Source organism: Streptomyces sp. NPDC001002 (assembly GCF_053599215.1).
Genome location: NZ_JBSFLV010000038.1, coordinates 22,828 through 47,911, shown reverse-complemented (window position 1 = coordinate 47,911; position 25,084 = coordinate 22,828). Strand labels below are relative to the sequence as shown.

The 25,084-nt window shown below is 70.8% G+C and carries 25 protein-coding genes; 8 read left to right on the top strand and 17 right to left on the bottom strand.

Translation table 11 applies throughout. The features are described 5' to 3' along the window. Positions 1-30: 30 nt before the first annotated feature. The gene (locus ACWDR3_RS19225; RefSeq protein WP_450353687.1) at positions 31-1,074 is read right to left on the bottom strand and encodes a glycosyltransferase family 2 protein; all 1,044 of its coding nucleotides are present in this window, start codon (positions 1,072-1,074) and stop codon (positions 31-33) included. A gap of 129 nt (positions 1,075-1,203) precedes the next feature. Between ACWDR3_RS19225 and ACWDR3_RS19220 the strand changes: the two genes are divergently transcribed. Further along, positions 1,204-2,685, top strand: coding sequence for an LCP family protein (locus ACWDR3_RS19220; RefSeq protein WP_450353686.1), 1,482 nt, complete (start codon positions 1,204-1,206; stop codon positions 2,683-2,685). Between the two features lie 17 nt (positions 2,686-2,702). On the opposite strand, the gene ACWDR3_RS19215 is transcribed toward ACWDR3_RS19220, so the two are convergent. After that, on the bottom strand, positions 2,703-3,335 hold the full coding sequence (locus ACWDR3_RS19215; protein WP_450353685.1) for an HAD family hydrolase: 633 nt from the start codon (positions 3,333-3,335) through the stop codon (positions 2,703-2,705). Then, on the bottom strand, positions 3,328-4,638 hold the full coding sequence (locus ACWDR3_RS19210) for an LCP family protein (RefSeq protein WP_450353684.1): 1,311 nt from the start codon (positions 4,636-4,638) through the stop codon (positions 3,328-3,330). Before ACWDR3_RS19210 ends, ACWDR3_RS19215 begins: the two co-directional genes overlap by 8 nt. Positions 4,639-4,756: 118 nt before the next feature. Here ACWDR3_RS19210 and ACWDR3_RS19205 point away from each other — a divergent pair, with 118 nt between their 5' ends. After that, a complete protein-coding gene (locus tag ACWDR3_RS19205; RefSeq protein ID WP_450353683.1) occupies positions 4,757-5,332 on the top strand; it encodes an acyl-CoA thioesterase in 576 nt (191 codons plus the stop codon). Positions 5,333-5,369: 37 nt separating this feature from the next. Here ACWDR3_RS19205 and ACWDR3_RS19200 read toward each other — a convergent pair whose 3' ends face one another. Continuing rightward, positions 5,370-6,527, bottom strand: a complete 1,158-nt coding sequence (locus ACWDR3_RS19200) for an acyl-CoA dehydrogenase family protein (RefSeq protein ID WP_450353682.1) — start codon at positions 6,525-6,527, stop codon at positions 5,370-5,372. Between the two features lie 202 nt (positions 6,528-6,729). Between ACWDR3_RS19200 and ACWDR3_RS19195 the strand changes: the two genes are divergently transcribed. After that, positions 6,730-8,073 (top strand): UDP-glucose dehydrogenase family protein, encoded by a 1,344-nt coding sequence (locus ACWDR3_RS19195; protein ID WP_450353681.1) that lies wholly within the window; start codon positions 6,730-6,732, stop codon positions 8,071-8,073. A 171-nt stretch (positions 8,074-8,244) separates the two neighbouring features. On the opposite strand, the gene ACWDR3_RS19190 is transcribed toward ACWDR3_RS19195, so the two are convergent. Continuing rightward, positions 8,245-8,745: a CGNR zinc finger domain-containing protein gene (locus tag ACWDR3_RS19190; protein ID WP_450353680.1), complete on the bottom strand. Its 501-nt coding sequence runs from the start codon at positions 8,743-8,745 to the stop codon at positions 8,245-8,247. Positions 8,746-8,858: 113 nt separating this feature from the next. Between ACWDR3_RS19190 and ACWDR3_RS19185 the strand changes: the two genes are divergently transcribed. Both ACWDR3_RS19185 and ACWDR3_RS19180 read left to right on the top strand, forming a co-directional pair. After that, the gene (locus ACWDR3_RS19185; protein WP_450353679.1) at positions 8,859-9,218 is read left to right on the top strand and encodes a VOC family protein; all 360 of its coding nucleotides are present in this window, start codon (positions 8,859-8,861) and stop codon (positions 9,216-9,218) included. Between the two features lie 51 nt (positions 9,219-9,269). Further along, positions 9,270-9,677 carry a VOC family protein gene (locus tag ACWDR3_RS19180; protein WP_450353678.1) on the top strand — a complete coding sequence of 136 codons (408 nt, stop codon included), beginning with the start codon at positions 9,270-9,272 and terminating at the stop codon, positions 9,675-9,677. Here ACWDR3_RS19180 and ACWDR3_RS19175 read toward each other — a convergent pair whose 3' ends face one another. From ACWDR3_RS19175 to ACWDR3_RS19160, 4 genes are all read right to left on the bottom strand, one after another. Continuing rightward, a complete protein-coding gene (locus tag ACWDR3_RS19175) occupies positions 9,678-10,796 on the bottom strand; it encodes a dipeptidase (protein WP_450353677.1) in 1,119 nt (372 codons plus the stop codon). Positions 10,797-10,944: 148 nt separating this feature from the next. Then, positions 10,945-12,123, bottom strand: coding sequence for a dipeptidase (locus ACWDR3_RS19170; RefSeq protein WP_450353706.1), 1,179 nt, complete (start codon positions 12,121-12,123; stop codon positions 10,945-10,947). A gap of 5 nt (positions 12,124-12,128) precedes the next feature. Next, the gene (purE, locus tag ACWDR3_RS19165; RefSeq protein WP_450353676.1) at positions 12,129-12,668 is read right to left on the bottom strand and encodes a 5-(carboxyamino)imidazole ribonucleotide mutase; all 540 of its coding nucleotides are present in this window, start codon (positions 12,666-12,668) and stop codon (positions 12,129-12,131) included. Next, positions 12,665-13,825: a 5-(carboxyamino)imidazole ribonucleotide synthase gene (locus ACWDR3_RS19160; RefSeq protein WP_450353675.1), complete on the bottom strand. Its 1,161-nt coding sequence runs from the start codon at positions 13,823-13,825 to the stop codon at positions 12,665-12,667. The genes purE and ACWDR3_RS19160 overlap by 4 nt, the downstream gene beginning before the upstream one ends. 208 nt (positions 13,826-14,033) lie before the next feature. On the opposite strand from ACWDR3_RS19160, the gene ACWDR3_RS19155 reads away from it, so the two are divergent. Further along, complete coding sequence (locus ACWDR3_RS19155) at positions 14,034-14,543, top strand: GtrA family protein (RefSeq protein WP_450353674.1); 510 nt, start codon at positions 14,034-14,036, stop codon at positions 14,541-14,543. 16 nt (positions 14,544-14,559) lie between these two features. Here ACWDR3_RS19155 and ACWDR3_RS19150 read toward each other — a convergent pair whose 3' ends face one another. Together ACWDR3_RS19150 and ACWDR3_RS19145 are read right to left on the bottom strand one after the other, a co-directional pair. Further along, positions 14,560-15,840, bottom strand: a complete 1,281-nt coding sequence (locus ACWDR3_RS19150; protein ID WP_450353673.1) for an ATP-binding protein — start codon at positions 15,838-15,840, stop codon at positions 14,560-14,562. A gap of 112 nt (positions 15,841-15,952) precedes the next feature. Continuing rightward, positions 15,953-16,630: a response regulator transcription factor gene (locus ACWDR3_RS19145; protein WP_124003719.1), complete on the bottom strand. Its 678-nt coding sequence runs from the start codon at positions 16,628-16,630 to the stop codon at positions 15,953-15,955. 329 nt (positions 16,631-16,959) lie between these two features. Between ACWDR3_RS19145 and ACWDR3_RS19140 the strand changes: the two genes are divergently transcribed. Next, the gene (locus ACWDR3_RS19140) at positions 16,960-18,456 is read left to right on the top strand and encodes an oligopeptide:H+ symporter (RefSeq protein WP_450353672.1); all 1,497 of its coding nucleotides are present in this window, start codon (positions 16,960-16,962) and stop codon (positions 18,454-18,456) included. Between the two features lie 95 nt (positions 18,457-18,551). On the opposite strand, the gene ACWDR3_RS19135 is transcribed toward ACWDR3_RS19140, so the two are convergent. The 6 genes from ACWDR3_RS19135 to ACWDR3_RS19110 form a co-directional block, all read right to left on the bottom strand. After that, positions 18,552-19,772 carry a hypothetical protein gene (locus ACWDR3_RS19135; RefSeq protein ID WP_450353671.1) on the bottom strand — a complete coding sequence of 407 codons (1,221 nt, stop codon included), beginning with the start codon at positions 19,770-19,772 and terminating at the stop codon, positions 18,552-18,554. Between the two features lie 86 nt (positions 19,773-19,858). Continuing rightward, a complete protein-coding gene (locus ACWDR3_RS19130) occupies positions 19,859-20,983 on the bottom strand; it encodes a hypothetical protein (protein WP_450353670.1) in 1,125 nt (374 codons plus the stop codon). Further along, the gene (locus tag ACWDR3_RS19125) at positions 20,980-21,804 is read right to left on the bottom strand and encodes a hypothetical protein (protein WP_450353669.1); all 825 of its coding nucleotides are present in this window, start codon (positions 21,802-21,804) and stop codon (positions 20,980-20,982) included. The genes ACWDR3_RS19130 and ACWDR3_RS19125 overlap by 4 nt, the downstream gene beginning before the upstream one ends. A gap of 33 nt (positions 21,805-21,837) precedes the next feature. Beyond that, on the bottom strand, positions 21,838-22,527 hold the full coding sequence (locus tag ACWDR3_RS19120; RefSeq protein ID WP_450353668.1) for an LPXTG cell wall anchor domain-containing protein: 690 nt from the start codon (positions 22,525-22,527) through the stop codon (positions 21,838-21,840). Between the two features lie 151 nt (positions 22,528-22,678). Next, positions 22,679-23,236, bottom strand: coding sequence for an ATP-binding protein (locus ACWDR3_RS19115; RefSeq protein WP_450353667.1), 558 nt, complete (start codon positions 23,234-23,236; stop codon positions 22,679-22,681). A gap of 217 nt (positions 23,237-23,453) precedes the next feature. Further along, positions 23,454-23,831, bottom strand: a complete 378-nt coding sequence (locus ACWDR3_RS19110) for an STAS domain-containing protein (protein WP_450353666.1) — start codon at positions 23,829-23,831, stop codon at positions 23,454-23,456. Between the two features lie 236 nt (positions 23,832-24,067). Here ACWDR3_RS19110 and ACWDR3_RS19105 point away from each other — a divergent pair, with 236 nt between their 5' ends. Further along, the gene (locus ACWDR3_RS19105; protein WP_450353665.1) at positions 24,068-24,985 is read left to right on the top strand and encodes an RNA polymerase sigma factor SigF; all 918 of its coding nucleotides are present in this window, start codon (positions 24,068-24,070) and stop codon (positions 24,983-24,985) included. Positions 24,986-25,084 lie beyond the last annotated feature (99 nt).

Below are 25,084 nucleotides of genomic sequence, written 5' to 3'. Positions count from 1 at the left end.
GGCAGGCAGTGGGCCGCCGCCCGGTGGCGCTCAGCTCGCGGTCAGTACCGCGGGGCGGCGAGACGCGATGACCTTCTTCGCCAGGGACTTGGGGCTGGTCAGGAAGCCCCAGCCCCAGCACAGGTGCATGGTGGCGAGGGCCACGGGGATCTGGAGACGGGCCTTCAGAGGGAGGCCCTTGCCCGCCGGCAGGGAGCCCAGGACGATCGCCGCGAGATAGCCGCCGGGGATCACGAAACCCCAGGGCGTCAGGGCCGCGCCGACCACGATGCCGGCCGCGATGGCGAGCACGGCCGTCGGCGGGGCGAGGTAGCGCAGGTTGATGGAGCCCTCGTGGAAGCGGGCGACGACGTGCCGCCAACGGCCGTAGTCCTTGTACTGCTTGGCGAGGGCCTTCACCGAGGGACGGGGGCGGTACGACACCTTCAGCTCCGGCGAGAACCAGATCAGGCCGCCCGCCTCGCGGATGCGGAAGTTCAGCTCCCAGTCCTGGGCGCGGATGAACTCCTCGTTGTAGCCGCCCTGTTGCTCCAGCGCCTCGCGCCGGAACACCCCGAGGTAGACCGTCTCGGCCTCCCCCGCGGCGCCGCCCGTGTGGAAGACGGCGTTGCCCACGCCGATCTTCGACGTCATCGCGGCGGCGACGGCGTGCTCCCAGTCGTTCTCGCCCTCGGCGTGCATGATGCCGCCGACGTTCTGCGCGCCGGTCTCCTCCAGGAGCCGTACGGCGGTGGCGATGTAGTTCGGCGAGAGCATGCCGTGGCCGTCGACGCGGACGACGATCGGATGGCGGGAGGCCTTGATCGCGGCGTTCAGAGCGGCGGGCGTGCGGCCGATCGGGTTCGGCACGGTGTGCACGCGTTTGTTCTCGAAGGACGCGGTTTCGGCCACGAGCTCGGCCGCGATCTCGTCCGTACGGTCCTTGGACGGACCGAGGGCGAGCACGACCTCCATCTCACCGTCGTACTCCTGGGCGAGGATCGCTTGGACGGCTCCGCGCAGATGCCGCTCCTCGTCGAGGACGGGCATGATCACAGATACGGCGGGGAGGCGCACGTCGGAATTGGCGTTCATCGGTGCTCACGTTACCGCGAACGGGGGACACGTTCGCGCCCCGCCGGGGCGGCGGACCGGGCCACAGATCGTATGGACCTACGGTGCTCACGGATCCCACGTACGGCCGTCGCCCGGAGGTGTCCCCCCTTGCCCACGCCGCCACGGTCCCCCGCCCCCGCCGGCTCCCGGCGCCGCCCCCAGCCGCCACGAACGCCACAGGGGCGCTCGCCCCGGCCACCCGTCCGGCGCAAGAAGCCGCGCTGGGCCATGCGGGCGGTGACGACCCTGTCCGTCGTCGTCCTCGCCTCGGCCGGGATCGGACACGCGGTGGTCACCAGCCTGGACGCGGACATCGCCCGCGTCGACCCCTTCAAGGACATGAAGAACCGCCCGCGCGCGGGCCACGGCATGAACGTCCTGCTGGTCGGCACGGACGGCCGCGACAAGATCACCGAGAAGGAGCGGCGCCGCTACCGCCTGGGCGGCGCGCCCTGCCACTGCACCGACACGATCATGATCGTGCACATCTCCGAGGACCGGGAGCGGGCCAGCGTGGTCTCCCTGCCGCGCGACTCGTACGCCATGACGCCCCCGCACGTCGACGGGACCACCGGGCACCGCCACAAGGGCCACCCCATCAAGCTCAACGCGGCCTACGCGGAGGGCGGTCCGAACCTCACCGTGCGCACCGTCGAGGACATGACCCATGTGAAGGTCGACCACTATCTGGAGGTCGACTTCACCAGCTTCATGAAGACGGTGGACGTCCTCGGCGGGGTGAAGGTCTGCACGGCCGCCCCCCTCAAGGACACCTACACCGGCCTGAACCTCCCGGCCGGCTCGCACACCCTGATGGGCGGCCAGGCCCTCCAGTACGTCCGGGCCCGGCACGTGGACGGCGCCTCCGACCTCAGCCGGATGAAGCGTCAGCAGCGCTTCCTGGCGGCCCTCATCGAGCGGGCCACGTCCTCGGGGATCCTGCTGAACCCGATGAAGTTCCGTGACGTGACCCGGGCCGTGCTCGGCTCGGTCCGCGCCGACAAGGGCTTCGGCACCGACGAACTCCTCGACCTCGGCCGGGCGATGCGCGACTTCTCCCCCTCCTCCTCGGAGTTCACGACGGTCCCCATCGGCCGGATGGGATACGCCGTCAAGGGCGTCGGCTCGACCCTGAAGTGGGACACCGCCAAGGCGAACCGCCTCTTCCGCGCCCTGAACGACGACAAGCCGCTCACCACGCACCGGCCGGTCAGCAAGGCGGTACGGGTGGACGTGGCCCCGCAGCAGATCCGCGTGCAGGTCGAGAACGGGACTCCGACCGTCGGCCTCGGCAAGCGCGTGGACTCGCAGTTGGCCGGCACGGGATTCCGTACCACCCGGGCCCCGGCGAACGCGGCCGACCGGACCGTGAAGCGCACGGTCGTGGCCTACGACCCCCGCTGGGACCGCTCGGCCAAGTCCCTGGCCGCCGCGCTGCCCGGCAGCGAGCTACGGGCCGTCAAGGGCCTGGGGCCGACCCTGAAGGTGATCGCGGGCGCGGACTTCCGTGAGGTGCGCAAGGTTCGCGCGGACGACCCGTACCAGGGCGAGTTCGGGGTGGTGACGGGCGACCAGGTGGTGTGCCCGTAGTTCTTCGGACGGGTGGCTCAGCGGAACAGGGGCTCCAACGCCCGCTCCAGGTCCGCCGGTTCGCGGAAGTGGACGGTGTGCATGCCGAGGGCGGCGGCCGCGGTCACGTTCTCCTCGCTGTCGTCGACGAAGAGGCAGCGGTCGGGGCTGACGCCGGCCAGGTCGGCGGCGAGCCGGTAGATACGCGGGTCGGGCTTGGCCAGGCCGACCCGCGCGCTGTTGACGACGTGGTCGGCAAGGTCGCTCAGACCCATCGAGTCCAGGTCGGACTCCAGCTCCAGGGCAGCGTTGGAGACCAGGACCAGCGGGACCCGGACGCGGGCCCGGCGCAGCAGGCCCACCACCTCGTCGTCCGCGTGGAAGGGCGACTCCAGCAGGGCCCGGGCCAGGTCGAACGCGGTCTGCGGCTCGGGCACCAGATCGGCGAGGTCGCTCGCGATCGTCTCCGCCCACTCCTGCGAGGTGATCTCGCCCAGCAGCAACGGCAGATCCGCGTCCGGCGCGAACGCCAGCTTCTTGGTGGTGCCCTCGGCTATCCCGGCCACCCGCTCCAGCGCCTCCAGGCGCCCGGAGTCGAAGGACCGGATCACGTTGTCCACATCGCACAGAACCGCCCCGAAGGGCGGTCTGCCGTTGCCGGTGTCAGTCACTCGACACCGTGACCTTCTGGTCGTTGTTCAACTCGTTCACCAGCGTCTTGACCTTCGCCTTGTCCCAGAGGAGGTTGCCGCCGCTGGAGCCGGAGATCGGCATGTTCATGGAGGTGCCGTCGCCGCCGCTGACGCCCTTCATCGCGAAGAACATCGACGCCAGGTCCCACAGGCTCATGTCCTTGTCGACGGAGAGCGAGTCGAGGCCCGCGCCGAGGGTCGGGTAGAGCTTGAAGGGGTTGAGGATGGTCGACGGGGTCGCCACCTGGTGGGCCAGCGCGGAGAGGAACTTCTGCTGGTTCTTGGTGCGCTGGAGGTCCGAGGCGGCGAACGCGTGCCGGGTGCGGACGAAGGCCAGGGCCTGCTCGCCGTTCAGCTTCTGCTTGCCGGCCTTGAAGTCGGCGCCCGAGTACTTGTCCTTGAAGGCCTTGTCGATGTCGATGGTCACGCCGCCGACCGAGTCCACGATGTTGGCGAAGCCGGCGAAGCCGATCTCGACGTAGTGGTCGATGCGCAGACCCGTGTTGAACTCGACGGCGCGCACCAGCAGGGTCGGGCCGTCCTCGGCGTAGGCCGCGTTCAGCTTGGTGTGCCGGCCGGTGGCCGGGTAGGTCTTGCCGGAGGTGGAGCCCTTGTACGACGGGATCTCCACGTCCGAGTCGCGGGGCAGCGAGATCAGGGTGTCGCCGCTGTCGCCGACGTGCAGGATCATCATCGAGTCGGTGCGCTTGCCCTCGGCGGAGCCGGTGTGCAGGTCCTTCTTCTGCTCGTCGGACAGGCCGGCGCGGCTGTCGGAGCCGACGATCAGGTAGTTCGTGCCGTCGCCGCCGGAGGGGCGGTCGATGACCTTGGAGAGGTCGACGTCACGGTTGAGCTTGGAGTCGGCCCAGAAGTAGGTCGCGACCGACGTCACCACCAGGACCGTGACCAGGGTGATCGCGGTCCACTTGATGCGGCGGCGCCAGTTCGGCCGGGGCCGCTCGCTCTGGTAGCCACCGCCGCCCGGGCCCCCGCCGCCGGGTGTGCCGTAGACCTGGCCGGTGTTGTAGCCGTCGCCTGCGGGGCCCTGGCCGTAGCCGCCGTACCCCTGGCCGTCGCCGTACCCCTGGTCGCCGTATCCCGGCTGCTGCGGCACGGAGCCGCCGTAGGGCGGTGCGGACGGGCCGGAGGCGCCATAGGCGCCCGAGGCGGGCCGACGAACCTGCCGCATGACGCGTGCAGGGTCGGGCTGTGCGCTGGCGCTGCCTCGTCCGTACCCGCCGCCGCGGTTGTTGTCGGACCATTCCTCGGGCCAATCGTTCATGGGGCCCAGTGTGCCGTCCGCGGCCATGTCCTTTACAAGGGTCGTCGGAAAATCAGGGCACTGCTGTTGCCAACCCGACACAAAGTCCCCGGAAGTCACCACAGCTAGGGTGGCGGTCATGACAGATCTGGCCCCCGCCGCGGAGTCGAACACTCCGGAGACCCCGGACACCTCGGACATCCCCGGCAAGCCCACCTCGGCGTCGCGGACCACGCTGAGCCACATCATGACCAACGCCGACACCAACCTGTTGGGCACCGTGCACGGTGGCGTGATCATGAAGCTGGTCGACGACGCGGCGGGCGCGGTGGCCGGCCGGCACAGCGGCGGGCCCGCCGTCACCGCGTCCATGGACGAGATGGCGTTCCTTGAGCCGGTCCGCGTCGGCGACCTGGTCCATGTGAAGGCGCAGGTCAACTGGACCGGGCGGACCTCCATGGAGGTCGGCGTCCGGGTCCTGGCCGAGCGCTGGAACGAGTCGACGCCCGCCACCCAGGTCGGCTCGGCCTACCTGGTCTTCGCGGCCGTGGACGCGGAGGGCAGGCCGCGTCCGGTGCCGCAGGTGATCCCGGAGACCGAGCGCGACGAGCGGCGCAACCAGGAGGCCCAGATCCGCCGCACGCACCGCCTGGCGCGGCGCCGGGCGATCATGGAGCTGCGGGAGAAGCGGGCGGCGGAGGGCCTGGACGACTGACGGGGGGACCGGCTCTCGCCGGCCCCCTCCGCGACTGTTACGGAAGGTTCCGTGCCATGACGATGCGCTGGACCTGGTTCGTGCCCTCGTAGATCTGCGTGATCTTCGCGTCGCGCATCATGCGCTCCACCGGGTAGTCCCGCGTGTACCCGTACCCGCCGAGCAGCTGGACCGCGTCCGTGGTGACCTCCATCGCCGCGTCCGACGCGAAGCACTTGGCCGCGGCGCCGAGGTAGGTGAGGTCGGCGTCGACGCGCTGGGAGGCGGCGGCGGCCTGGTAGGTCAGGGCGCGGGCGGCCGAGATCTTCATGGACATGTCGGCGAGCATGAACTGGATGCCCTGGAAGTCGGCGATCGGCTTGCCGAACTGCTTGCGCTCCAGGACATAGCCCTTGGCGTAGTCGAGGGCGCCCTGGGCGATGCCGAGGGCCTGGGCGGCGATGGTGATGCGGGTGTGGTCCAGCGTCTTCATCGCCGTCGCGAAGCCCGTGCCCTCCTCGCCGATCATGCGGTCGGCGGGGATGCGAACGTTGTCGAGATAGACCTCGCGGGTCGGGGAGCCCTTGATGCCGAGCTTCTTCTCGGGGGCGCCGAAGGAGACGCCCGGGTCGGACTTCTCGACCACGAACGCGCTGATGCCCTTGGAGCGCTTGGTGGGGTCGGTGACGGCCATCACCGTGTAGTACTCACTGACGCCCGCGTTGGTGATCCAGCGCTTGACGCCGTTGAGGACGTAGTGGTCGCCGTCGCGGACCGCCTTCGTCTTCATGCCGGCCGCGTCGGAACCGGCGTCCGGCTCGGACAGGGCGTAGGAGAACATGCCGTCGCCCTTGGCGAGCGGGGTCATGTACTTCTTCTTCAGGTCCTCGGAGCCGGAGAGGATGACCGGGAGCGAGCCCAGCTTGTTCACCGCGGGGATGAGGGAGGAGCTCGCGCAGACGCGGGCCACCTCCTCGATCACGATGACCGTGGCGAGCGCGTCGGCGCCCCCGCCGCCGTACTCCTCGGGGACGTGCACGGCGTGCAGGTCGTTCGCCACGAGGGCGTCGAGGGCCTCCTGCGGGAAGCGGGCCTCCTCGTCCACCGCGGCGGCGTACGGCGCGATCTTCGCCTCGGCCAGTGAACGGATCGCGTCGCGGAGCATGTCGTGCTCCTCGGACGGGCGGTACAGGTCGAAGTCAGCCGATCCGGCCAAGGTCTCTCACGCTCCAAGGACGCTTCTGACGCACTGTGGTGACGGTGCTAATTACCGTTAAGTAACTCAAATTTTAGGGGCCCGCCCACGGGACGCATACGTGAGCTTGGCGACAGAGGGAAAGGTGCCCGTCGAAGGCCCTTTCCACGCCCCGGTTATGCTCGGGCACCGCAGCAGCAGCCGTACCTCTCTGGAGCCCCCCATGAGCCTCAAGATCACCGTGATCGGTACCGGCTATCTCGGCGCCACGCACGCCGCGGCCATGGCCGAGCTCGGGTTCGAGGTGCTCGGCCTCGACGTCGTGCCCGAGAAGATCGAGATGCTCAAGCGGGGCGAGGTCCCGATGTACGAGCCCGGTCTGGAGGAGCTGCTGCGCAAGCACGTGGCCGGCATCGAGGGATCGAGCGGGCGGCTCCGCTTCACCATGGACTTCGCCGAGGTCGCGGCCTTCGGTGACGTGCACTTCGTCTGCGTGAACACCCCGCAGCGGCACGGGGAGTACGCCGCCGACATGTCGTACGTCGACTCCGCGATCGCCTCTCTCGCGCCGCACCTGACCGGCCCCGCCCTGGTCGTCGGCAAGTCCACCGTGCCCGTCGGCTCGGCCGACCGGCTCGCCGCCTACCTCGCCGCGAACGCGCCGGCGGGCGCGGACGCCGAGCTGGCCTGGAACCCGGAGTTCCTGCGCGAGGGATTCGCCGTCCAGGACACGCTGCACCCCGACCGGATCGTGGTCGGCGTGCGCAGCGAGCGGGCGGAGAAGCTGCTGCGCGAGGTGTACGCGACACCCCTGTCCGACGCGACACCGTTCGTGGTCACCGACTTCCCCACCGCCGAGCTGGTGAAGACCTCCGCGAACTCCTTCCTCGCCACCAAGATCTCCTTCATCAACGCGATGGCGGAGGTCTGCGAGGCGGCCGACGGCGACGTGGCCAAGCTCGCCGAGGCGATCGGCTACGACGACCGGATCGGGAAGAAGTTCCTGCGGGCCGGCATCGGCTTCGGCGGCGGCTGTCTGCCCAAGGACATCCGGGCGTTCATGGCCCGCGCCGGTGAGCTGGGCGCGGACCAGGCGCTGACCTTCCTGCGCGAGATCGACTCGATCAACATGCGCCAGCGCGGCCGCATGGTGGAGCTGACCCGGGAGGCGCTCGGCGGCGGTTCCTTCCTCGGCAAGCGGGTCGGGGTCCTCGGCGCCGCGTTCAAGCCCGACTCGGACGACGTCCGGGACTCCCCCGCGCTCAACGTCGCCGGGCAGATCCACCTCCAGGGCGGCCAGGTCACGGTCTACGACCCCAAGGGCATGAACAACGCCCGCCGCCTCTTCCCGACCCTGGGCTACGCCGACACGGCCCTGGACGCGGTCCGCGGCGCCGACGTCGTACTCCACCTCACCGAGTGGCAGGAGTTCCGCGACCTCGACCCCGCCGCCCTCGGCACGGTCGCCTCCCACCGCCTGATCCTCGACGGCCGCAACGCCCTCGACGCGGAACTGTGGCGCAAGGCGGGCTGGACGTACCGGGCGATGGGTCGTCCGACGGCGTAACAGCGCGCCGCGGCACAGCACTCGACGGTCGGACAGGCGACGCCGGTTCGGCCGAGGCTCAGTCGGCCGAACCGGCGTCTGGCTGCATTCTGCACCACCGGAACCACCCGTAGGCGGGGAACCACTCGGCCCGAGACCGGAGACACAGGACCCGGGACCGGCGGCCCGGAACTACTTCGCCCGGTACCGCCGCATCTTCGCCCGCGCCCCGCACACCTGCATCGAGCACCAGCGGCCGCGGCCCGCCGGGCTGCGGTCGTAGTACGCCCAGTGGCAGGTCGGGGCCTCGCAGGCCTTGAGGCGGGTCCAGGTGCCGGTCGTGAGGGAGTCGGCGATCGCCGCCGCGACGCGGGAGAGCAGGGGTTCGTCCTCGGCGGGCGTGAGGCGCGCGGAGCCGTCGTGCGCGTCGACCGCGACGAGCAGCGGGGCCCCGCCCAGCAGGACGCCCAGCGGGGTGACCTCGCGGTGCGGCGGGTGGCCCGCGTGGGCGAGCAGGGCGACGCGCAGGGACTCACGCAGTTCACGGGCCGCGGGCACCTCGTCCGCCGCGAGTCCGAAGCGCGCCCGGCCGTCCGCCGTGTCGAGTCCGTCGACGCCGTCCTCGATGTCCAGCGTGTTCACCAGACCCTGGACCAGGACCAGGCCGCCCGGCGCCGGAACTCTCTCACTCATACCTGCGACCTCATGCTTGCGACGTTACCTCCAATACGGGAGCATGCAGTAACCGTTACCGCTTCCACCTCTCTACAGGTAACTGGCTCTACAGGTAACTAGGAGGAGTAGTCATGGCCATCGCCAAGCTGGGCGCCGTCGTCCTGGACTGTCCCGACCCCCGCGCGCTCGCCGGCTTCTACGCCGAGATCCTGGGCGGCACCGTCGAGGGCGAGGGAGACTGGGTGGACCTGAAGGTGCCCGACGGGCAGTCGCTGGCGTTCCAGGAGGCCCCGGGGTTCGTACCGCCGAAGTGGCCCGCCCCGGATCACTCCCAGCAGTTCCACATCGACCTCACGGTCGAGGACCTGGACGCGGCGGAGGCGGACGTGCTGGCGCTCGGCGCGAAGGCACTGGACGCCGACGACCACACGCGGACCTTCCGTGTGTACGCCGACCCGGCGGGGCACCCGTTCTGCCTCTGCGCCTGCTGAGAAGAGGCTCCAAGGCCCGCTGAACCGACCGTCGACCAGGAGGCACCCGTCATGCCCGTGGCCCGTTTCCGTTCCGTCGTGCTCGACTGCCCCGACCCGCGCGCACTGGCCGAGTTCTACTCGGCGATCCTGGGCGGCACGCCCCGCGTGGAGGACGAGGACTGGGTCGTCCTGGAGGCACCCGGCGTACCGCGCCTCGCCTTCAGCCAGGACCTCGGTCACCGGCCCCCGCCCTGGCCGCGCGAGGGCGACAACGGCCAGCAGTTCCACCTCGACCTCGACGCCGGCCCCACCTGGGCGGAGTTCGACGCGGCGCACGAGCGGGTCATGGCGCTGGGTGCCCGGCCGCTGGACCTGGAGGACCGCGAGGAGAAGGACTTCCAGGTGTACGCCGATCCGGCCGGGCACCCGTTCTGCCTCTGCCGGATCGAGAACCCGCGGCCGGCCCACAATCCCTGACTAACCGTCCAGCTCGGCGATCTTCGCCGTCGACGGCTCCCGGCGCTGCTGGGCCGCGCGGGCGGTGAAGTCGGCGCCGCGCAGGACGCGTTGGACGTTGCCCCAGGTGAGCAGGGCGATGTCGGACTCGGTCCAGCCGCGGTGCAGGAGCTCGGCGATGAGGTACGGGTAGCAGGAGGCGTCGCCGAGGTCCTGCGGGTGCGCGGTGCCGGCGTCGTAGGTCCCGGACAGGGCGACGCACTCCGGCCCCGCGACCTCGCGCACGTGGTCGAGGTGGTCGGCCACGTCGCGGACGGACGGCCCGGTCTGCTCGGCGGTGAGCGGCACCATGCACAGCCCCTTGGCGGCGCCCAGCGCGGCGAGCAGTCCGTCGGGGAGGTTGGACGGGTGCGGGCGCAGCGCGCGGGCGGCGGAGCGGGTGCACACGACCGGCGCCTTGGAGACGGCGAAGGCGCGGCGGGCGGTCTCCTCGGAGGCGCCGGAGACGTCGGCGAGCACGCCGAGCCGGTTCATCTCCCGTACCACCTCCTCGCCGAACCGGGTCAGCCCCGCCTCGCTCGCCCAGGACGCGCCGGACAGGGTGAGGACGCGCAGGCCCAGGGCGTGCAGGGCGCGCAGGATGCCGAGGGAGTCGCCGAGGGCCGAGGCGCCGGCGGGCCCCAGCAGCACGGCGACCCGGCCGCAGTGCCGGGCGTCGGTGGTCTCCCCGGCGGTGCGGGCCAGCCGCAGACCCTCGGGGTGGCCGTGGACGACGGTCTTCACGAGGTCCAGCTGTTCCAGGGTGGCGCCGACCGCCCGGTCCCCGGCCAGCCCCTCGGGCAGGTGCAGGGACCAGAACAGCGCGCCGACATGCCCTTCGCGCAGCCGCGGCACGTCCGTGTCGACCGCGCTCTCGCCGAGCTCCAGGTCGAACCAGGGCATGTGGCGAAGGGCCCACGGCAGTCCGCTGTAGCCGTCGGCGACGGGGTGGGCGGCGAGGATGGCGTGGGCGCGCTCCAGGGGCGCGGTGTCCGGATCGGAGACGGGGGTGTACGGCTCGCCGGGCTCGAAGGGGTCCGGGAGGTCGTCGAGCGCGCCCACCTCGGTGGTGGGGTGCAGTTCGTCCTGGAGGTCTGCCATGGCGGGCTCCGTACGTCGTGAAAGTCCCGGTGGGGGTACGGTCACCGTCGCACGGGGGCCGGAGGCCTTCCTGGTGGGTGGGGCGTTCGGGGGTCGGCCGGTTCAGCGACCCGCCGCCCCCTCGCCCTTCTCGCCCCGCCGACCCGGCTCAGCCGTCGAGCGCCTCGATCGTGGCGTTGGACGGGCCCCGCGTCGCCTGGAGCTCGCGCGCCACGTCCTCCGCCGCGCCCAGCACCCGTACCGAGTTCTGCCAGGTCACCTTGGCAAGGTCGGACTTCGACCAGCCGCGGTCCAGCAGTTCCGCGATGAGGTTGGGGTAGCCGGAGACGTCGTTCAGGCCGTCAGGGGTGAAGGCCGTGCCGTCGTAGTCGCCGCCGATGCCGAGGTGGTCGACGCCCGCTACCTCGCGCATGTGGTCGAGGTGGTCGGCGACGGTCGAGACCGTGGCGACCGGCCGGGGAGTGCGCTCCTCGAAGGCGCGGTGGAGCTTCATCGCCTCGGGGCTGGTGTCGAGGTGGTGCAGTCCGTGGGCACGCAGGTTCGCGTCGGCGGCGGCCGTCCAGTCCACGGCCGCCTGGAGCACGAACTTCGGTACGAACGTCACCATCGCCACGCCCCCGTTCGCGGGCAGCCGCTCCAGGACGTCGTCCGGGATGTTGCGGGGGTGGTCGCAGACGGCCCGCGAGGAGGAGTGGGAGAAGATCACCGGCGCCGAGGTCGCGTCCAGCGCGTCCCGCATGGTCGTCGCCGCCACGTGCGAGAGGTCGACGAGCATGCCCTCCCGGTTCATCTCCCGCACGACCGCACGGCCGAACTCCGAGAGACCGCCCACGCCGGGCTCGTCCGTCGCCGAGTCCGCCCACGGCACGTTGTCGTTGTGGGTGAGCGTCATGTAGCGCACGCCGAGGGCGTACAACCCCCGCAGTGTGCCGAGGGAGTTGGCGATGGAGTGCCCGCCCTCCGCACCCATCAGGGAGGCGATACGGCCCTCCCCGCGCGCCGCCTCCATGTCCGCCGCGGTCAGCGCGGGCGCCAGGTCGGCCGGATAGCGGGCCAGCAACTGCCGTACACAGTCGATCTGTTCCAGCGTCGCGGCGACCGGCTCGGGCTGGTCGGAGGGGACGTACACCGACCAGTACTGCGCCCCGACCCCGCCCTCGCGCAGCCGCGGGAGGTCGGTGTGCAGGTGGGCGTTCTGGTGCGCGGCGATGTCACGGGAGTCCAGGTCGTAGCCGACCTGCTTGCGCAGCGCCCAGGGCAGGTCGTTGTGCCCGTCGACGACGGGGAACTCGGCGAGCAGGGACCGGGCTTCTTCGAGGGACGTCATCGCCGTCACTTGCCGAATCCGAAGCCGCCGTTGCCGCCGCCCTCGACCTTGGCGCGCAGGCGTTTGCCCTTCTCGGTGGCCTGGTCGTTCAGTTCCTGCTGGAAGTCCCGCATGCGGCCGAGGAGTTCCTCGTCGTGGGTGGCGAGGATGCGGGCGGCGAGGAGACCGGCGTTGCGGGCGCCGGCGACCGAGACGGTCGCGACGGGGACGCCGGCCGGCATCTGCACGATGGAGAGCAGGGAGTCCATGCCGTCGAGGTACTTCAGCGGCACGGGGACGCCGATCACCGGCAGCGGGGTCACCGAGGCGAGCATGCCGGGCAGGTGGGCGGCGCCGCCCGCGCCCGCGATGATCACCTTGAGGCCGCGGCCGTCGGCCCGCTCGCCGTACGTGATCATCTCGCGCGGCATGCGGTGCGCGGAGACGACGTCGACCTCGTACCCGATCTCGAACTCGTCGAGGGCCTTGGCGGCGGCCTCCATGACGGGCCAGTCGGAGTCCGACCCCATGACGATGCCTACGACGGGTCCTGCAACGGGGCTCATTCGGTGATCGTGCCTCTCAGGTAGCCGGCGGCGTGACGGGCGCGCTCCAGCACCTCGTCCAGGTCGTCGCCATAGGTGTTGACGTGACCGACCTTGCGGCCGGGCTTCACGTCCTTGCCGTACATGTGGATCTTGAGCTTGGGGTCGCGGGCCATGCAGTGCAGGTACGCGGAGTACATGTCCGGGTAGTCGCCGCCCAGGACATTGACCATGACGGTCCACCGGGCGCGCGGGCGCGGGTCGCCGAGGGGGAGGTCGAGGACCGCGCGGACGTGGTTGGCGAACTGGCTGGTGATCGCGCCGTCCTGGGTCCAGTGGCCCGAGTTGTGCGGGCGCATGGCCAGTTCGTTGACGAGGATGCGGCCGTCGCGGGTCTGGAAGAGCTCGACGGCGAGGTGGCCGACGACGTCCAGTTCCTTGGCGATGCGCAGGGCCAGCTCCTCGGCCGCGAGGGCGAGGGACTCGTCGAGGTCGGGGGCGGGCGCGATGACCGTGTCGCAGACGCCGTCCACCTGCTGGGACTCGACGACCGGGTAGGCGACGGCCTGGCCGTGCGGGGAGCGGACGACGTTGGCGGCGAGCTCGCGGACGTAGTCGACCTTCTCCTCGGCGAGGACGGGCACACCCGCGCGGAAGGGCGCCTCGGCCTCCGCAACGGACCCGACGACCCACACGCCCTTGCCGTCGTAGCCGCCGCGGACGGTCTTGAGGACGACCGGGAAGCCGTCGCCCTCAGCGCCCTCAGGCACGCCTTCCGCCGCGAAGGCGGCGACATCGGCCGGGTCGGCCACGATCCGGTGCCGTGGGCACGGCACCCCGATCGCGTCGAGCCGGGCCCGCATCACGCCCTTGTCGTGGGCGTGCACGAGCGCGTCGGGGCCGGGGCGCACGGGGATGCCGTCCGCCTCCAGGGCTCGTAGATGCTCGACGGGTACGTGTTCGTGATCGAAGGTGATCACATCGCAGCCCCGCGCGAAGTCACGCAGCGTGTCGAGGTCGCGATAGTCGCCGATGACGACATCGCCGACGACCTGCGCCGCGGAATCCTGAGGGGTGTCACTGAGGAGCTTGAACCTGATGCCGAGCGGGATGCCTGCCTCGTGTGTCATACGAGCGAGCTGGCCACCGCCGACCATGCCGACTACCGGGAACGTCACGCTCCTAGGGTATCGGCCGGACCGGCGCCGCCGATTTCCGGCCGTTCTCTCCACCGTTCCCTCGGCTCTTACCCGGCTTTTCCCTTGCATTTCCGCAGCTCTTCCCAACCTGTTCCCCAGCTGTGAGCTCGTACACAGGAGATTACGAACAGGGGGTGGTTAGCATGGCTGGGTTGACGAAACCGACCGGACGGGGGCCTGCACGACCATGGGACGTGGTTCCTCCGGGCTGCGAAGGCTCGTACACGAGGCCGCCAAGTTCGGCGCGGTGGGCGGCGCGGGGCTTCTCGTCAACCTCGGCGTGTTCAACCTCATGCGGCACTCCACCGATCTCCAGGTGGTCCGCGCGAGCGTCATAGCCACCGTCGTGGCGATCGTCTTCAACTACATCGGCTTCCGGTACTTCACCTACCGCGACCGCGACAAGGGCGGGCGGACGAAGGAACTGACGCTGTTCCTGCTGTTCAGCGCGGTCGGCCTGGTGATCGAGAACGGCGTCCTGTACGCGGCGACCTACGGCTTCGGCTGGGACAGCCCGCTGCAGAGCAACATCTTCAAGTTCCTCGGCATCGGCATCGCCACCCTCTTCCGCTTCTGGTCCTACCGCTCCTGGGTGTTCCGCGCACTGCCGGCCCGTGAGGCCGTGGCGAGCGCCGAATCGTTCCTGGAAGAGGCGGAGACCGCGGTACGGCCCGCTGTGGAGCAGCGCGCCAGCTGAAGCACTTCCCAGACCTCTAGCGGACCGTCGTCGGCTCGTCGTCGTCCGGGTCCAGGGGGCGCTTGAGGGGGTTGCGGGAGAGGAACAGGCCGAAGACCGGGGGCTTGGTCTGGAGCATCTCCAGGCGCCCTCCGTCGGCCTCCGCGAGGTCACGGGCGACCGCGAGGCCGATGCCCGTGGAGTTACGGCCGCTGATGGTCCGCTCGAAGATCCGCGCCCCCAGATCGGCGGGCACCCCCGGTCCCTCGTCCGTCACCTCGACGACGGCCTGGTTGCCGACCACACGGGTGCGCAGCGCGACCGTGCCGCCGCCGTGCATGAGCGAGTTCTCGATCAGCGCCGCCAGCACCTGCGCCACCGCGCCCGGCGTGCCCACGGCCTGCAGATGCCGCTTGCCGGAGCTGACGATCGCGCGGCCCGAGCTGCGGTAGGCCGGGCGCCACTCGGCGAGCTGCTGCTGGATGACCTCGTCGAGGTCGAAGGAGACGGCGTTGCCGGTGCGCGGGTCGCGGGAGTTGGTCAGCAGCCGCTCCACCACGTCCGTGAGCCGCTCGACCTGGGTGAGAGCGACGTTGGCCTCCTCCTTCACCGTGTCCGGGTCGTCGGTGAGGGTGATCTCCTCCAGCCGCATCGACAGCGCCGTCAGCGGCGTACGCAACTGGTGCGAGGCGTCGGCGGCCAGCCTGCGCTCGGCGGTGAGCATGCGGGCGATGCGCTCGGCGGAGGCGTCCAGGACGTCGGCGACCCGGTCCAGCTCGGGGACGCTGTAGCGCTTGTGGCGGGGGCGCGGGTCGCCGGAGCCTAGGCGTTCGGCGGTCTCGGCGAGGTCGGTGAGCGGGGAGGCGAGCCGGTTGGCCTGGCGGATCGCCAGCAGTACGGCGGCGACCACCGCGAGCAGCGCGACCAGGCCGATGATCAGCAGCGTCCGGCCGACCTCGCGGGTGACGGTCGAGCGAGGCTCCTCGACGACGACGGTCTCGCCCTCCTCGCCCTTGGCATGCCCGCGGATGACCTCGCCCTCGGGCCGCGTACCGACCTCGATGACCGGCTCACCCGGGATCCGGATCACGGCGAACCGATCCTGCGCCACCTGGCTCCGCAGCACCTCGGCATTCACGGTCCCGGCCCCGATCAGCCGACTGTCCACGATGCTCGCCAGCCGCTGCGCCTCGGAACTCACCCGCTCCTGCGCGCTGTTGCTGATGGTCCGCGTCTCGACGATGACGAGGGACACCCCGAAGACGGCGATCACGACGAGCACGACAGCCAAGGTGGACTGGATCAAACGACGGCGCACGAACTCCTCCGGGCGGTGACTTCAGCGCCCCGTAGGGGCGCGGGGAACTGCGCGACCAGCCACGAACTACCCGCACTCGCCATCGTCGCATCGGCCCTACGGCGAGCAGGCGCTAGCTCTTCTCGAACCGGAACCCGACCCCACGCACCGTGGCGATGTACCGCGGGTTCGCCGCATCATCCCCGAGCTTCTTCCGCAGCCAGGAGATATGCATGTCGAGCGTCTTGGTCGACGACCACCACGTCGTGTCCCAAACCTCCCGCATCAACTGGTCCCGAGTCACCACGCGGCCGGCGTCCCGCACGAGCACCCGAAGCAGATCGAACTCCTTGGCGGTGAGCTGGAGTTCCTCGTCGCCCATCCACGCCCGGTGCGACTCCACGTCGATGCGCACGCCGTGCGTCGCCGGCGGCTGCGCCGGCTCCGCCGCCCCGCGCCGAAGCAGCGCCCGCACCCGCGCCAGCAGCTCGGCCAGCCGGAACGGCTTGGTGACGTAGTCGTCCGCGCCGGCGTCGAGGCCGACGACGGTGTCCACCTCGTCGGCACGCGCGGTCAGGATGAGAATGGGCACGGCGTGCCCCTCGGCGCGCAGGCGGCGGGCGACCTCCAGGCCGTCCATGCCAGGCAGACCGAGGTCGAGCACGACCAGGTCGATGCCGCCCTGGATCCCGGCGTCGAGCGCGGTGGGGCCGTCCTCACGCACCTCGACCTCATAGCCTTCCCGGCGCAGGGCGCGGGCCAGCGGCTCCGAGATGGACGCGTCGTCCTCGGCGAGCAGTACACGGGTCATGAGGTGATGGTAGACCGCTCTTTACCTGAGCTGGGGTGTGATCGGCCCCCATGATTCTTACCTTTGGGCGTTCTGGTGCGAACCTCTGTCTGTGGGATGCGATTGTGGGAGGGACCTTGGAAACAGGCTTGCGGTTCCTCCAGCGCCTGTGATCCGTGTCTCAAGTCCTTCCATATCCGGCAGTGTCCTGCCGTATGGTGATCGGACGCGTGTGGCACCGTGGGGACCTTTGGCGAGGAATTGACGCTGAAGGTCTCTTTTGTGTGCGGGCCGGCTCTCACCGGCCTCGAAAGAAATGCGCGCGTGACCCCAGCAGCAAGGATCGACCCATGGCGTCCAGCCTGACGAAGGACTCGGTGACTCCGGGCACCCCCGGTTCCGAGCAGACCTTCTTCGGCCACCCCCGCGGACTGGCCACTCTCTTCATGACCGAGATGTGGGAGCGCTTCTCCTACTACGGCATGAAAGCCCTGCTCCCGCTGTACCTGGTCGCCCCGGGCGGCCTGCACCTGAGCGCGGCCACCGCGACCGCGATCTACTCGGTGTACCTCTCGCTCGTGTACCTGCTCGCCCTGCCGGGCGGCTGGTTCGCGGACCGGGTCCTGGGCCCCCGCAAGACGGTCGCGGTCGCCGGCGTGATCATCATGCTCGGCCACCTCACTCTGGCCCTGCCGAGCGCGGGCACCTTCTACGGCGGTCTCGGCCTGGTCGCGATCGGCTCGGGCCTGCTGAAGGCCAACATCTCCACGATGGTCGGCCACCTCTACGACGGCCCGGACGACCCGCGCCGCGACGGTGGCTTCACGGTCTTCTACATCGGCATCAACGTGGGCGCGTTCGCCGCGCCGCTGGTGATCGGCACCGTCGGCGAGAACGTCAACTGGCACCTGGGCTTCGCGCTCGCCGCGCTCGGCATGGCGCTGGGTCTGGCCCAGTTCCTGCTCGGCACCCGGCACCTCAGCTCGCGCTCGGACATCGTCCCCACGCCGATGTCCGCCGAGGAGAAGACGGCCACGCTGCGCAAGGCGGGCTTCTGGGCGGCCGTCGCGATCGTCTTCTACGCGGTCGTCGGCTTCTCCGGCCACTACACCCTGAACTGGCTGCTGGTCCCGATCACCGTGGCAGGGCTGGTCATCCCGGTGCTGGTCATCGCCCGGATCAAGCGGGACAAGGACCTCGACCGCGCCGAGCAGTCGAAGATGTCCGCGTACATCTGGTTCTTCGTGGCCGCGGCCGTGTTCTGGATGATCTACGACCAGGGCGGCTCGACCGTGTCCCTGTTCGCGGACTCCTCCGCCGACAACACGATCTTCGGCTGGGAGTTCCCGGTCTCCTGGTACCAGTCGGTCAACCCGGTCATGATCATGGCGCTCGCGCCGGTCTTCGCCTGGGCGTGGCTGGCGCTGGCCCGGCGCGGCAAGGAGCCGAGCACGGCGACCAAGTTCGCGATGGGCCTGGTCCTGATCGGCGCGTCCTTCTTCCTCTTCCTGGCCCCGCTGGGCATCGCGGACGGCGGCCACAAGGCGGCGGCTCTCTGGCTGGTCGGCATCTACTTCGTCCAGACCGTCGGCGAACTGACCCTCTCCCCGGTCGGTCTCTCGGTCACCACGAAGATGGCCCCGGCGAAGTACGCCTCCCAGATGATGGGCGTCTGGTTCCTCGCGGTCACTGCCGGCGACGCCACGACGGGCCTGCTCTCCATCGCGGGCGTCGACCTCAACAAGACGGGCATCGTGGCCCTGGAGGCGGTGCTCGCGGTGATCGCGGGCGCGGCGGTGTGGATGTACCGAAGGAAGGTCCGCGAACTGATGGGCGACGTGCACTGACGTACGTCACGTCCAGAAGTCCTCGATGGTCTACGAGGGGCCACCGCATCCTTGCCGGATGCGGTGGCCCTCCGCCTTCACCAGGTCCTCCACTCTTACCTGGTCCTTCTCCTGCCCGGCATGAACGTGAAGACGGCCCCGCCCAGCAGGATCGCCGTCCCCGACACCAACCCCAGTGCCTTCAGCGCGCCGTGGTCGTCCGTGCCCGTTGCCGCCAGGCCTCCGCTTGTCGACGTCGACGTACCGGACGACGTGCTGCCGCCTGAAGTCGACGAACCGCCCGATACCCCGCTCGCCTGTTCCGTCGTGTCCAGGGTCAGGGAGACCGCTGTCTCGTCCGGGGTGCAGGTGGTGGTCGTGCCGAGGGCCTCGATGGTGAGGATGCCCGGGGAGAGGGTGGAGGAGCCGCTCGCGCCCGGCTTGTAGGTGCCGGTGAGGTCGGGGATCGCGATGGGGTCGCCGGTCTTGATCGCGTCCGCGTTCAGGGGGCCCTCCACGTGCACCGAGCCCGAGTCCGCGCCGCCCACGACCACGTCCATCGACGGCTTGACCGAGCCCGCCGGGATGTCGGCCGGGCTGTCCATCACCGACTTCTTGAACTGGACCGTGAGGTCGAAGTCGCCGCCGTCCTTCTTGGCGTTGATCTGGATCGGCGAGGTCGCCTTCTTCTCACCGAGGGGCGACTGGCAGGTGTACGGGATGTCGACCTCCTTGCCGGTGAAGTCGGTCTGCCCGCCGGTGCCGTCGCTCTCGCTGGGGGTGGTGGAGGGCGTGTCCGAGGCGGTCGGTGTGTCGGTGGGCGTCTCCGTCGGCGTGTCCGTCGGCGTCGGTGTGTCCGTGCCGCCGCCGCTCCCCGCCGTCACCGTGATCGTCGCCGCCGGAGGCACCGTCACCGTCGGCGCGCACTGGGTGTTCGTGCCCAGGGCGTTGACCGTGTACGCGTCCGGCGTCAGGGTGACCGACCCGGCCGTCGTCAGTTTCAGGCTGCCCTTCATGTCCGACAGGACCATGGCCGCGCCCTTGGGGATGGCCGGGTTCTCGCGCGGGCCCTGAAGAGCGATCGACGCGGTCTGCGCGCCCGTCGCCTTGAGCGTGCCCGAGGGCTGCACCGAGTTCGCGGGCAGGTCGATGATGTCGGGGTTCTTGGACGCGGCCTGCGTGAACTTCCACACGATGTCCACGGTGTCGCCGACCTTCGCGGTGGCCGGCGCGGTGATCTCGACCTTCGTGGTGCCGTCCACCGGGTCGATGCCGGCGGGCGGTACGCAGTGGGTGGCGTACGACACCTCGGCGGCCTGCGCGGGCGCGGCGGCCATGCCCAATAGGACGCCGGCCGAACACAGGGCCAGGGCGGCGCCCGCCGCCCCCGCTCTCCGGGCCGGTGTGACTCTCCTCGGCTGTCTCACGTGGGTCCCTTCCTGGTGGGAGTCGTCGGACCCGTGGGAGTCGACGGACTCGGCTGACTGGAGTCGTGCGGTGCGGAGAGCCGACCGGCCGTGCCCGGATCGGAGTCCGGGGTGAACCACGGCAGGGTCGAAGCGACGGGGGGCGCCTCGGCGGGCGCCCTGGTGATCGTGAACTTCGGGCGGCGGAGGGCGAGTTCGGGCAGGCGCAGACCGCGGTGGCGCAGGCCGCCCGCGCGGCGCGGGCGGACCCGGTCGACGACCGCCATGCCGATACGGAACAGTGCGGCCGGCACGACCACGCAGACCAGGATCCAGAACACCGTCACGCCCCACGGCCGGCCCACGCCCCACGGCTGTTCGGCCAGCACCTTCCCGCTGTACTTGAGCGAGACGGTGTAGTCGCCGTGCGCGCCCGCGGCCAGGTCGACGGGGAGTTCGATGCGCGCCTTCCCGCCCGGCCCGATCGTGCCGCGCCACTCCTGCTCCTCCCACTGCGGGGCGAACACGCCGTGGGAGGTGCCGACTTGGAAGACGGGGTTCTTGACCGCGGCGGTGCCGACATTGCCGACGGTGAAGTCGAGGGTCCGCGAGGGCGGGGCGCCGAACCAGGTGAGCAGCCCGCTGGAGCCGTCGAGGCGAGTGTCGGTGAGGACCGAGAGCCGGCCGCCGGCGGTCTCGGCGGGCAACGGTTCGACGGCGTGGCCCGCGACTTGGAGGACCGCGTCGGCCTGCGCCTTCGCCCCGGTCACGGTCGCCACGTGCACCACGCACGGGCACGGCACGGGCGGTTCGGCGACCGGAAGTTTCTTGCTGAAGGCCCCCTCGGCATCGGTGGTGACGGCCCGACCGTCGCTGTTGGCACAGGAGTTGGTGCCGCCGACGACACCCCGGGCGGGCGTGGCCTGGCCGCAGATCAGCACCATCAGCAGCGCGTTCGCCCGCCAGCCGCTGCCGCTGACGGTGATCGAACCACCGGTCCCCGCCTGGGACTTGGACAGCTTCACGACCGGCCCGTCCGCCGCCGCGGCCGTGCCCGCCAAGGGCAGCAGAAGCAGCGCGAGCACCGCGACCAGCGCGGATGTCCGACCCTTCGGCCCAGATGTCCGAACCTTGCCGCTCACATCACCGCTCCCGTCAACTCGACTTCCGTACGCGAGGGTTGAGCCACCCCGCCGTCCGCCCGCGCCCGCCGCCTGCGATGTCGTACGACCATCAGGGCGACCCCGGCCGTCACCGCGCCCGCGACCCCCGCCACCGCGCTCCACGGCACGAACCGGGCCGAGGCGTGTGCGGTGTCGTGGGCTCCGTCGGCCGCCGTCGCCGTGAGGCGGACGTCGACCGCGTCCAGGGCGGGGCGGTCGGGCCAGGGTTCGTTGAGGTCGAGGCGCTCGCCGGGGCGGAGGTGGACGGGCAGGGTGCGGGCGGCGCGGTCCAGGACCGGGCCGAGGATGCCGTCCGCGTGCACGGCAAGGCGCGGCACCAGCACGGTCGTACCGCGGTTGACCAGCTCGTACGCGATGTGGTCGGGGTGCACGGTGACGTGTTCGACGGTCAGCGCGGACAGGGTCGGGGCGGCCGTGCGCAGGCGGAGCGGGACCGTGGCGCGTCGGCCGTCCTGGTCGCGGGCGACGAGCTCGCCGGTGCGGTCGCCGGTGGCGGTCACCGTGAAGGGGATGTCGGCGCGGGTGCGGGCGGGCACCCGTACCCGGCTCTCGGCGAAGGCGATCCGCAGGCCGGTGCCCGTGCCGGACAGCCGTACGGTGAGGGGCCGTTGACCGCGGTTGGTCACCGACACGGTGTCCCGCAGGGGCGTGCCGGGCTCGCCCTCGGCGTAGAAGGCGGGGCGGGAGCCGCCGGCGGGCGCGAGGGACCAGCCCTCGGCGGCGGTCGCCGGCGAGGCGGCGGCCAGCAGCAGCAAAGCGGACAGGAACAGGACACGCATCCGGCGGCTCCAGCGGTCGTACGGACGGTGTCGTCAGCGGCGTACCGCCTGGCCCCGCCTGGTCAGCCACAGCGCGCCCGCCGCGCCCGCGAGCAGCACGGTGCCGCCGAGGGTGCCGAGGGCGATGGCGGAGTCGTCCGGGCCGGTCTGCGGGAGGGACGAGCCGCCCGAGTCCGTACCGCTCTGGGAGGTGCCGCCGGTGGCGGATCCTCCCGAGGCCGTCACGTCGAGGGTCAGCGCGGCGCCCGGGCTGCCCGACGGCGTGCACGTGGTCGTGGTGCCGAGCGCCTTGATGGTGAGGATCGCCGGGGTGAAGGTGACCTTCCCGGTGGCCTTCGGGGTGTACGTCCCCGTCAAGTCGTTGATCTTTATGGGGGTGTTGGCGGGGATGGCGGCCTGGTTGGCGGGTCCGGTGACGTTCATCGTCCCGCTGTCGGCGCCGCCCAGTTTGATGGTGGCGCTCGGGTTCATCGCGCCCTTGCCCAGCTCGACCGGGCTGGAGGAGACGCCCTTCTGCCAGGACATGGTGATCTTGTAGCCGCTGCCGCTCTTGACGCCCTTGATGTCGATGGGCGAGACGGCACTCTTGTCACCGATCGGCGTCTTGCACTGGTAGTTGACGTCGACGACGTCGGCACTGGCTGCGGGGGCGGTCATCAGCACCGCCGAGCCGGCCAGGGCCGCGACGGACGCGAGCGCGGCGGTTCGTTTGTGGTACGACACGATCCCCTCATTCCTGACGGCACATCAGATCGGCCGTCAAGGTACGCCCGGGGTCGTGAGGAAGGAAGACACGATGCGCGCCGGAGTTGTGGGGATCCGGCGCGCACGGAAGGGGGTTCGAGTGGAGAGGGTGCTCCTGGGTGAGGGAGCGTCAGGCCGGGGCGCCCAGCTCCGCCCACACCTTCTTGCCGGGTGTGCCGGGGGTCCGTACGACCCCCCAGTCCAGGCAGAGCCGCTGCACGATGAACATGCCGTGGCCGCCGGGGCGGCCCGCGCGGTGCGGGGTGCGGGGGGCCGGCTCGCCCGTGCCGCGGTCGGAGACCTCGACCCGGATCACCTTGTTGTCGCCGCTGATCCAGAGCTCGTCGGGACCCTCCGCGTGCAGACAGGCGTTGGTGACCAGCTCGGAGACGACGAGCAGCACGTCCTCCGCGGTGGCCCGCCGGTCGGCCGAGGCGGCGGGCAGCCAGCCCCACTCGTACAGCGCCTGGCGGGCGAAGTCACGGGCGAGCGGTACGACGCCGCTCGCGCCGTCGAAGTTCAGCGTGCGGACCTGCCGGCCCACCGGGGCCGCGGCAGCCGCACCCGGCGGCACGGCCGCATCCCCATCTCCCCCGGTCGCCGCCGTCACGCCCCCGTCGGACGCCCCGGAAGCGCCGCTGGGCTCCGGGCCGCGGTCGCCCGGCGGGTAAGGCCGGGTGGTGCTCATCAGCGCTTCACCTCACCGATTCACCAGTTCACGATTCAGAAGTCAGTACGTACATCGACGGCCGATCCGTCACTGTGCCCGCAGACCATGTTCAGGATGTCTCCTGCCCGACGGAACCGGCGGAACACCCCCTGATGCGACGCGGAACGCGTAACGCCCGGAAAGTCCCCCGCCGACAGGAACGCCCGCGCCGGGCCGCCGGTGTCCCGCACGCGTCTCAGCCCGCCTCGCCGGCCAGGGCCGCTTCGAGGGTGTCGTGCACGGTGAAGACCGCGTCCGCACCGGTGATCTCGAAGACGCGCGCCACCACCGGCAGCATCGCGGCGAGATGCACCCCACCCCCGGCGGCCTCGGCCTTGAGCCGGGCGCCGAGCAGCACGTTGAGACCGGTGGAGTCGCAGAACTCCAGTCGTGAACAGTCCACGACGAGCCGGTTGAATCCCTTGTCGAGGCAGTCCTCCAGCGGCTCGCGCAACAGATCGGCGGTGTGGTGATCCAGCTCACCCGCCGCCGTCACGACGGCGCTGCGGCCCTCTTCCCGCACCTCGACCAGTAGCCGACCAGACTGTGCGCTGCCGACCGTCCCGCGGTCCATGCCGTCTTCTCTCCCGACGTGGTGGGCTGCTGACTGATGCCCTCGAACACTACGCCTTCCTCACACTCTCCGACACCTGAACAACCGCCTGAAAGCGGACATATCGCCATAGAAAGCACTTGCGGCGGGCGTGGGAAACCGGATAGGGCTAGAGGTACGTAACCGACACGGCCGGCTTTGGAGGCGCCGCACACCGCAGTGCACGCACTGGCTTCGGCAGCCATATGCCGAGAACGATGGAGGACATCATGTCACCCCGGCTCGACGCACCGCACACCCCACAGGCGACGTCGACACCCCTTCCGGAACAGGAACATCTGGATCCCATCGAGAGCACCGACACGGATGTACTCGCCGGGCTTCCGGAGATCCCCCCGTTCGACGAGGTGGGGCCGGTCGACGCACGAGCGCTCTCCAAGACGCTCTTCGCGCGCCTCGAATCCCTCGAAGAGGGCACCCACGACTACTCCTACGTCCGCAACACGCTCGTCGAGCTCAACCTCGCGCTGGTCAAGTTCGCCGCCTCCCGCTTCCGCTCCCGCAGCGAGCCGATGGAGGACGTCATCCAGGTCGGCACGATCGGCCTGATCAAGGCGATCGACCGCTTCGAGCTCTCCAGGGGCGTCGAGTTCCCGACCTTCGCCATGCCGACCATCGTCGGCGAGATCAAGCGTTTCTTCCGTGACACCTCGTGGTCCGTACGCGTACCGCGCAGGCTGCAGGAACTCCGGCTCGACCTGGCCAAGGCCGGCGACGAGCTGGCCCAGAAGCTCGACCGGTCGCCCACGGTCGGCGAACTCGCGGAGCGGCTCGGCCTCTCCAAGGACGAGGTCGTCGAGGGCATGGCCGCGTCGAACGCGTACACCGCCTCCTCGCTGGACGCCCAGCCCGAGGAGGACGACGCCGAGGGCGCCCTCGCGGACCGCATCGGCTACGAGGACCACGGCATCGAGGGCATCGAGTACGTCGAGTCGCTCAAGCCGCTGATCGCCGCGCTTCCGTCCCGGGACCGGCAGATCCTCTCGCTGCGCTTCGTGGCGGGCATGACCCAGTCCGAGATCGGCGACGAGCTCGGCATCTCGCAGATGCACGTCTCGCGGCTGCTGACCCGGACCCTGGTGCGGCTGCGCAAGGGGCTGACGGTCGAGGAGTGACGACTCCCGGCGCCGCCGGGCCCTTCGGCTGAACTCCCGGTGCTGCCAAGCCCCTTGGCTGACATCCCTGGCCTCGGTTACCTCCTGAGCGCGGCGCGT

Bases quoted from the DNA above. Each gene is read 5' to 3' on its own strand.
- purE (WP_450353676.1), bottom strand. From the start codon at position 12,668: ATGAGCCCCGTTGCAGGACCCGTCGTAGGCATCGTCATGGGGTCGGAC.
- ACWDR3_RS19145 (WP_124003719.1), bottom strand. From the start codon at position 16,630: ATGACCCGTGTACTGCTCGCCGAGGACGACGCGTCCATCTCGGAGCCG.
- ACWDR3_RS19210 (WP_450353684.1), bottom strand. From the start codon at position 4,638: ATGAACGATTGGCCCGAGGAATGGTCCGACAACAACCGCGGCGGCGGG.
- ACWDR3_RS19105 (WP_450353665.1), top strand. From the start codon at position 24,068: ATGGAGGACATCATGTCACCCCGGCTCGACGCACCGCACACCCCACAG.
- ACWDR3_RS19175 (WP_450353677.1), bottom strand. From the start codon at position 10,796: ATGGCAGACCTCCAGGACGAACTGCACCCCACCACCGAGGTGGGCGCG.
- ACWDR3_RS19180 (WP_450353678.1), top strand. From the start codon at position 9,270: ATGCCCGTGGCCCGTTTCCGTTCCGTCGTGCTCGACTGCCCCGACCCG.
- ACWDR3_RS19190 (WP_450353680.1), bottom strand. From the start codon at position 8,745: ATGAGTGAGAGAGTTCCGGCGCCGGGCGGCCTGGTCCTGGTCCAGGGT.
- ACWDR3_RS19140 (WP_450353672.1), top strand. From the start codon at position 16,960: ATGGCGTCCAGCCTGACGAAGGACTCGGTGACTCCGGGCACCCCCGGT.
- ACWDR3_RS19135 (WP_450353671.1), bottom strand. From the start codon at position 19,772: ATGGCCGCCGCGCCCGCGCAGGCCGCCGAGGTGTCGTACGCCACCCAC.
- ACWDR3_RS19110 (WP_450353666.1), bottom strand. From the start codon at position 23,831: ATGGACCGCGGGACGGTCGGCAGCGCACAGTCTGGTCGGCTACTGGTC.
- ACWDR3_RS19125 (WP_450353669.1), bottom strand. From the start codon at position 21,804: ATGCGTGTCCTGTTCCTGTCCGCTTTGCTGCTGCTGGCCGCCGCCTCG.
- ACWDR3_RS19115 (WP_450353667.1), bottom strand. From the start codon at position 23,236: ATGAGCACCACCCGGCCTTACCCGCCGGGCGACCGCGGCCCGGAGCCC.
- ACWDR3_RS19195 (WP_450353681.1), top strand. From the start codon at position 6,730: ATGAGCCTCAAGATCACCGTGATCGGTACCGGCTATCTCGGCGCCACG.
- ACWDR3_RS19225 (WP_450353687.1), bottom strand. From the start codon at position 1,074: ATGAACGCCAATTCCGACGTGCGCCTCCCCGCCGTATCTGTGATCATG.
- ACWDR3_RS19170 (WP_450353706.1), bottom strand. From the start codon at position 12,123: ATGACGTCCCTCGAAGAAGCCCGGTCCCTGCTCGCCGAGTTCCCCGTC.
- ACWDR3_RS19205 (WP_450353683.1), top strand. From the start codon at position 4,757: ATGACAGATCTGGCCCCCGCCGCGGAGTCGAACACTCCGGAGACCCCG.
- ACWDR3_RS19185 (WP_450353679.1), top strand. From the start codon at position 8,859: ATGGCCATCGCCAAGCTGGGCGCCGTCGTCCTGGACTGTCCCGACCCC.
- ACWDR3_RS19155 (WP_450353674.1), top strand. From the start codon at position 14,034: ATGGGACGTGGTTCCTCCGGGCTGCGAAGGCTCGTACACGAGGCCGCC.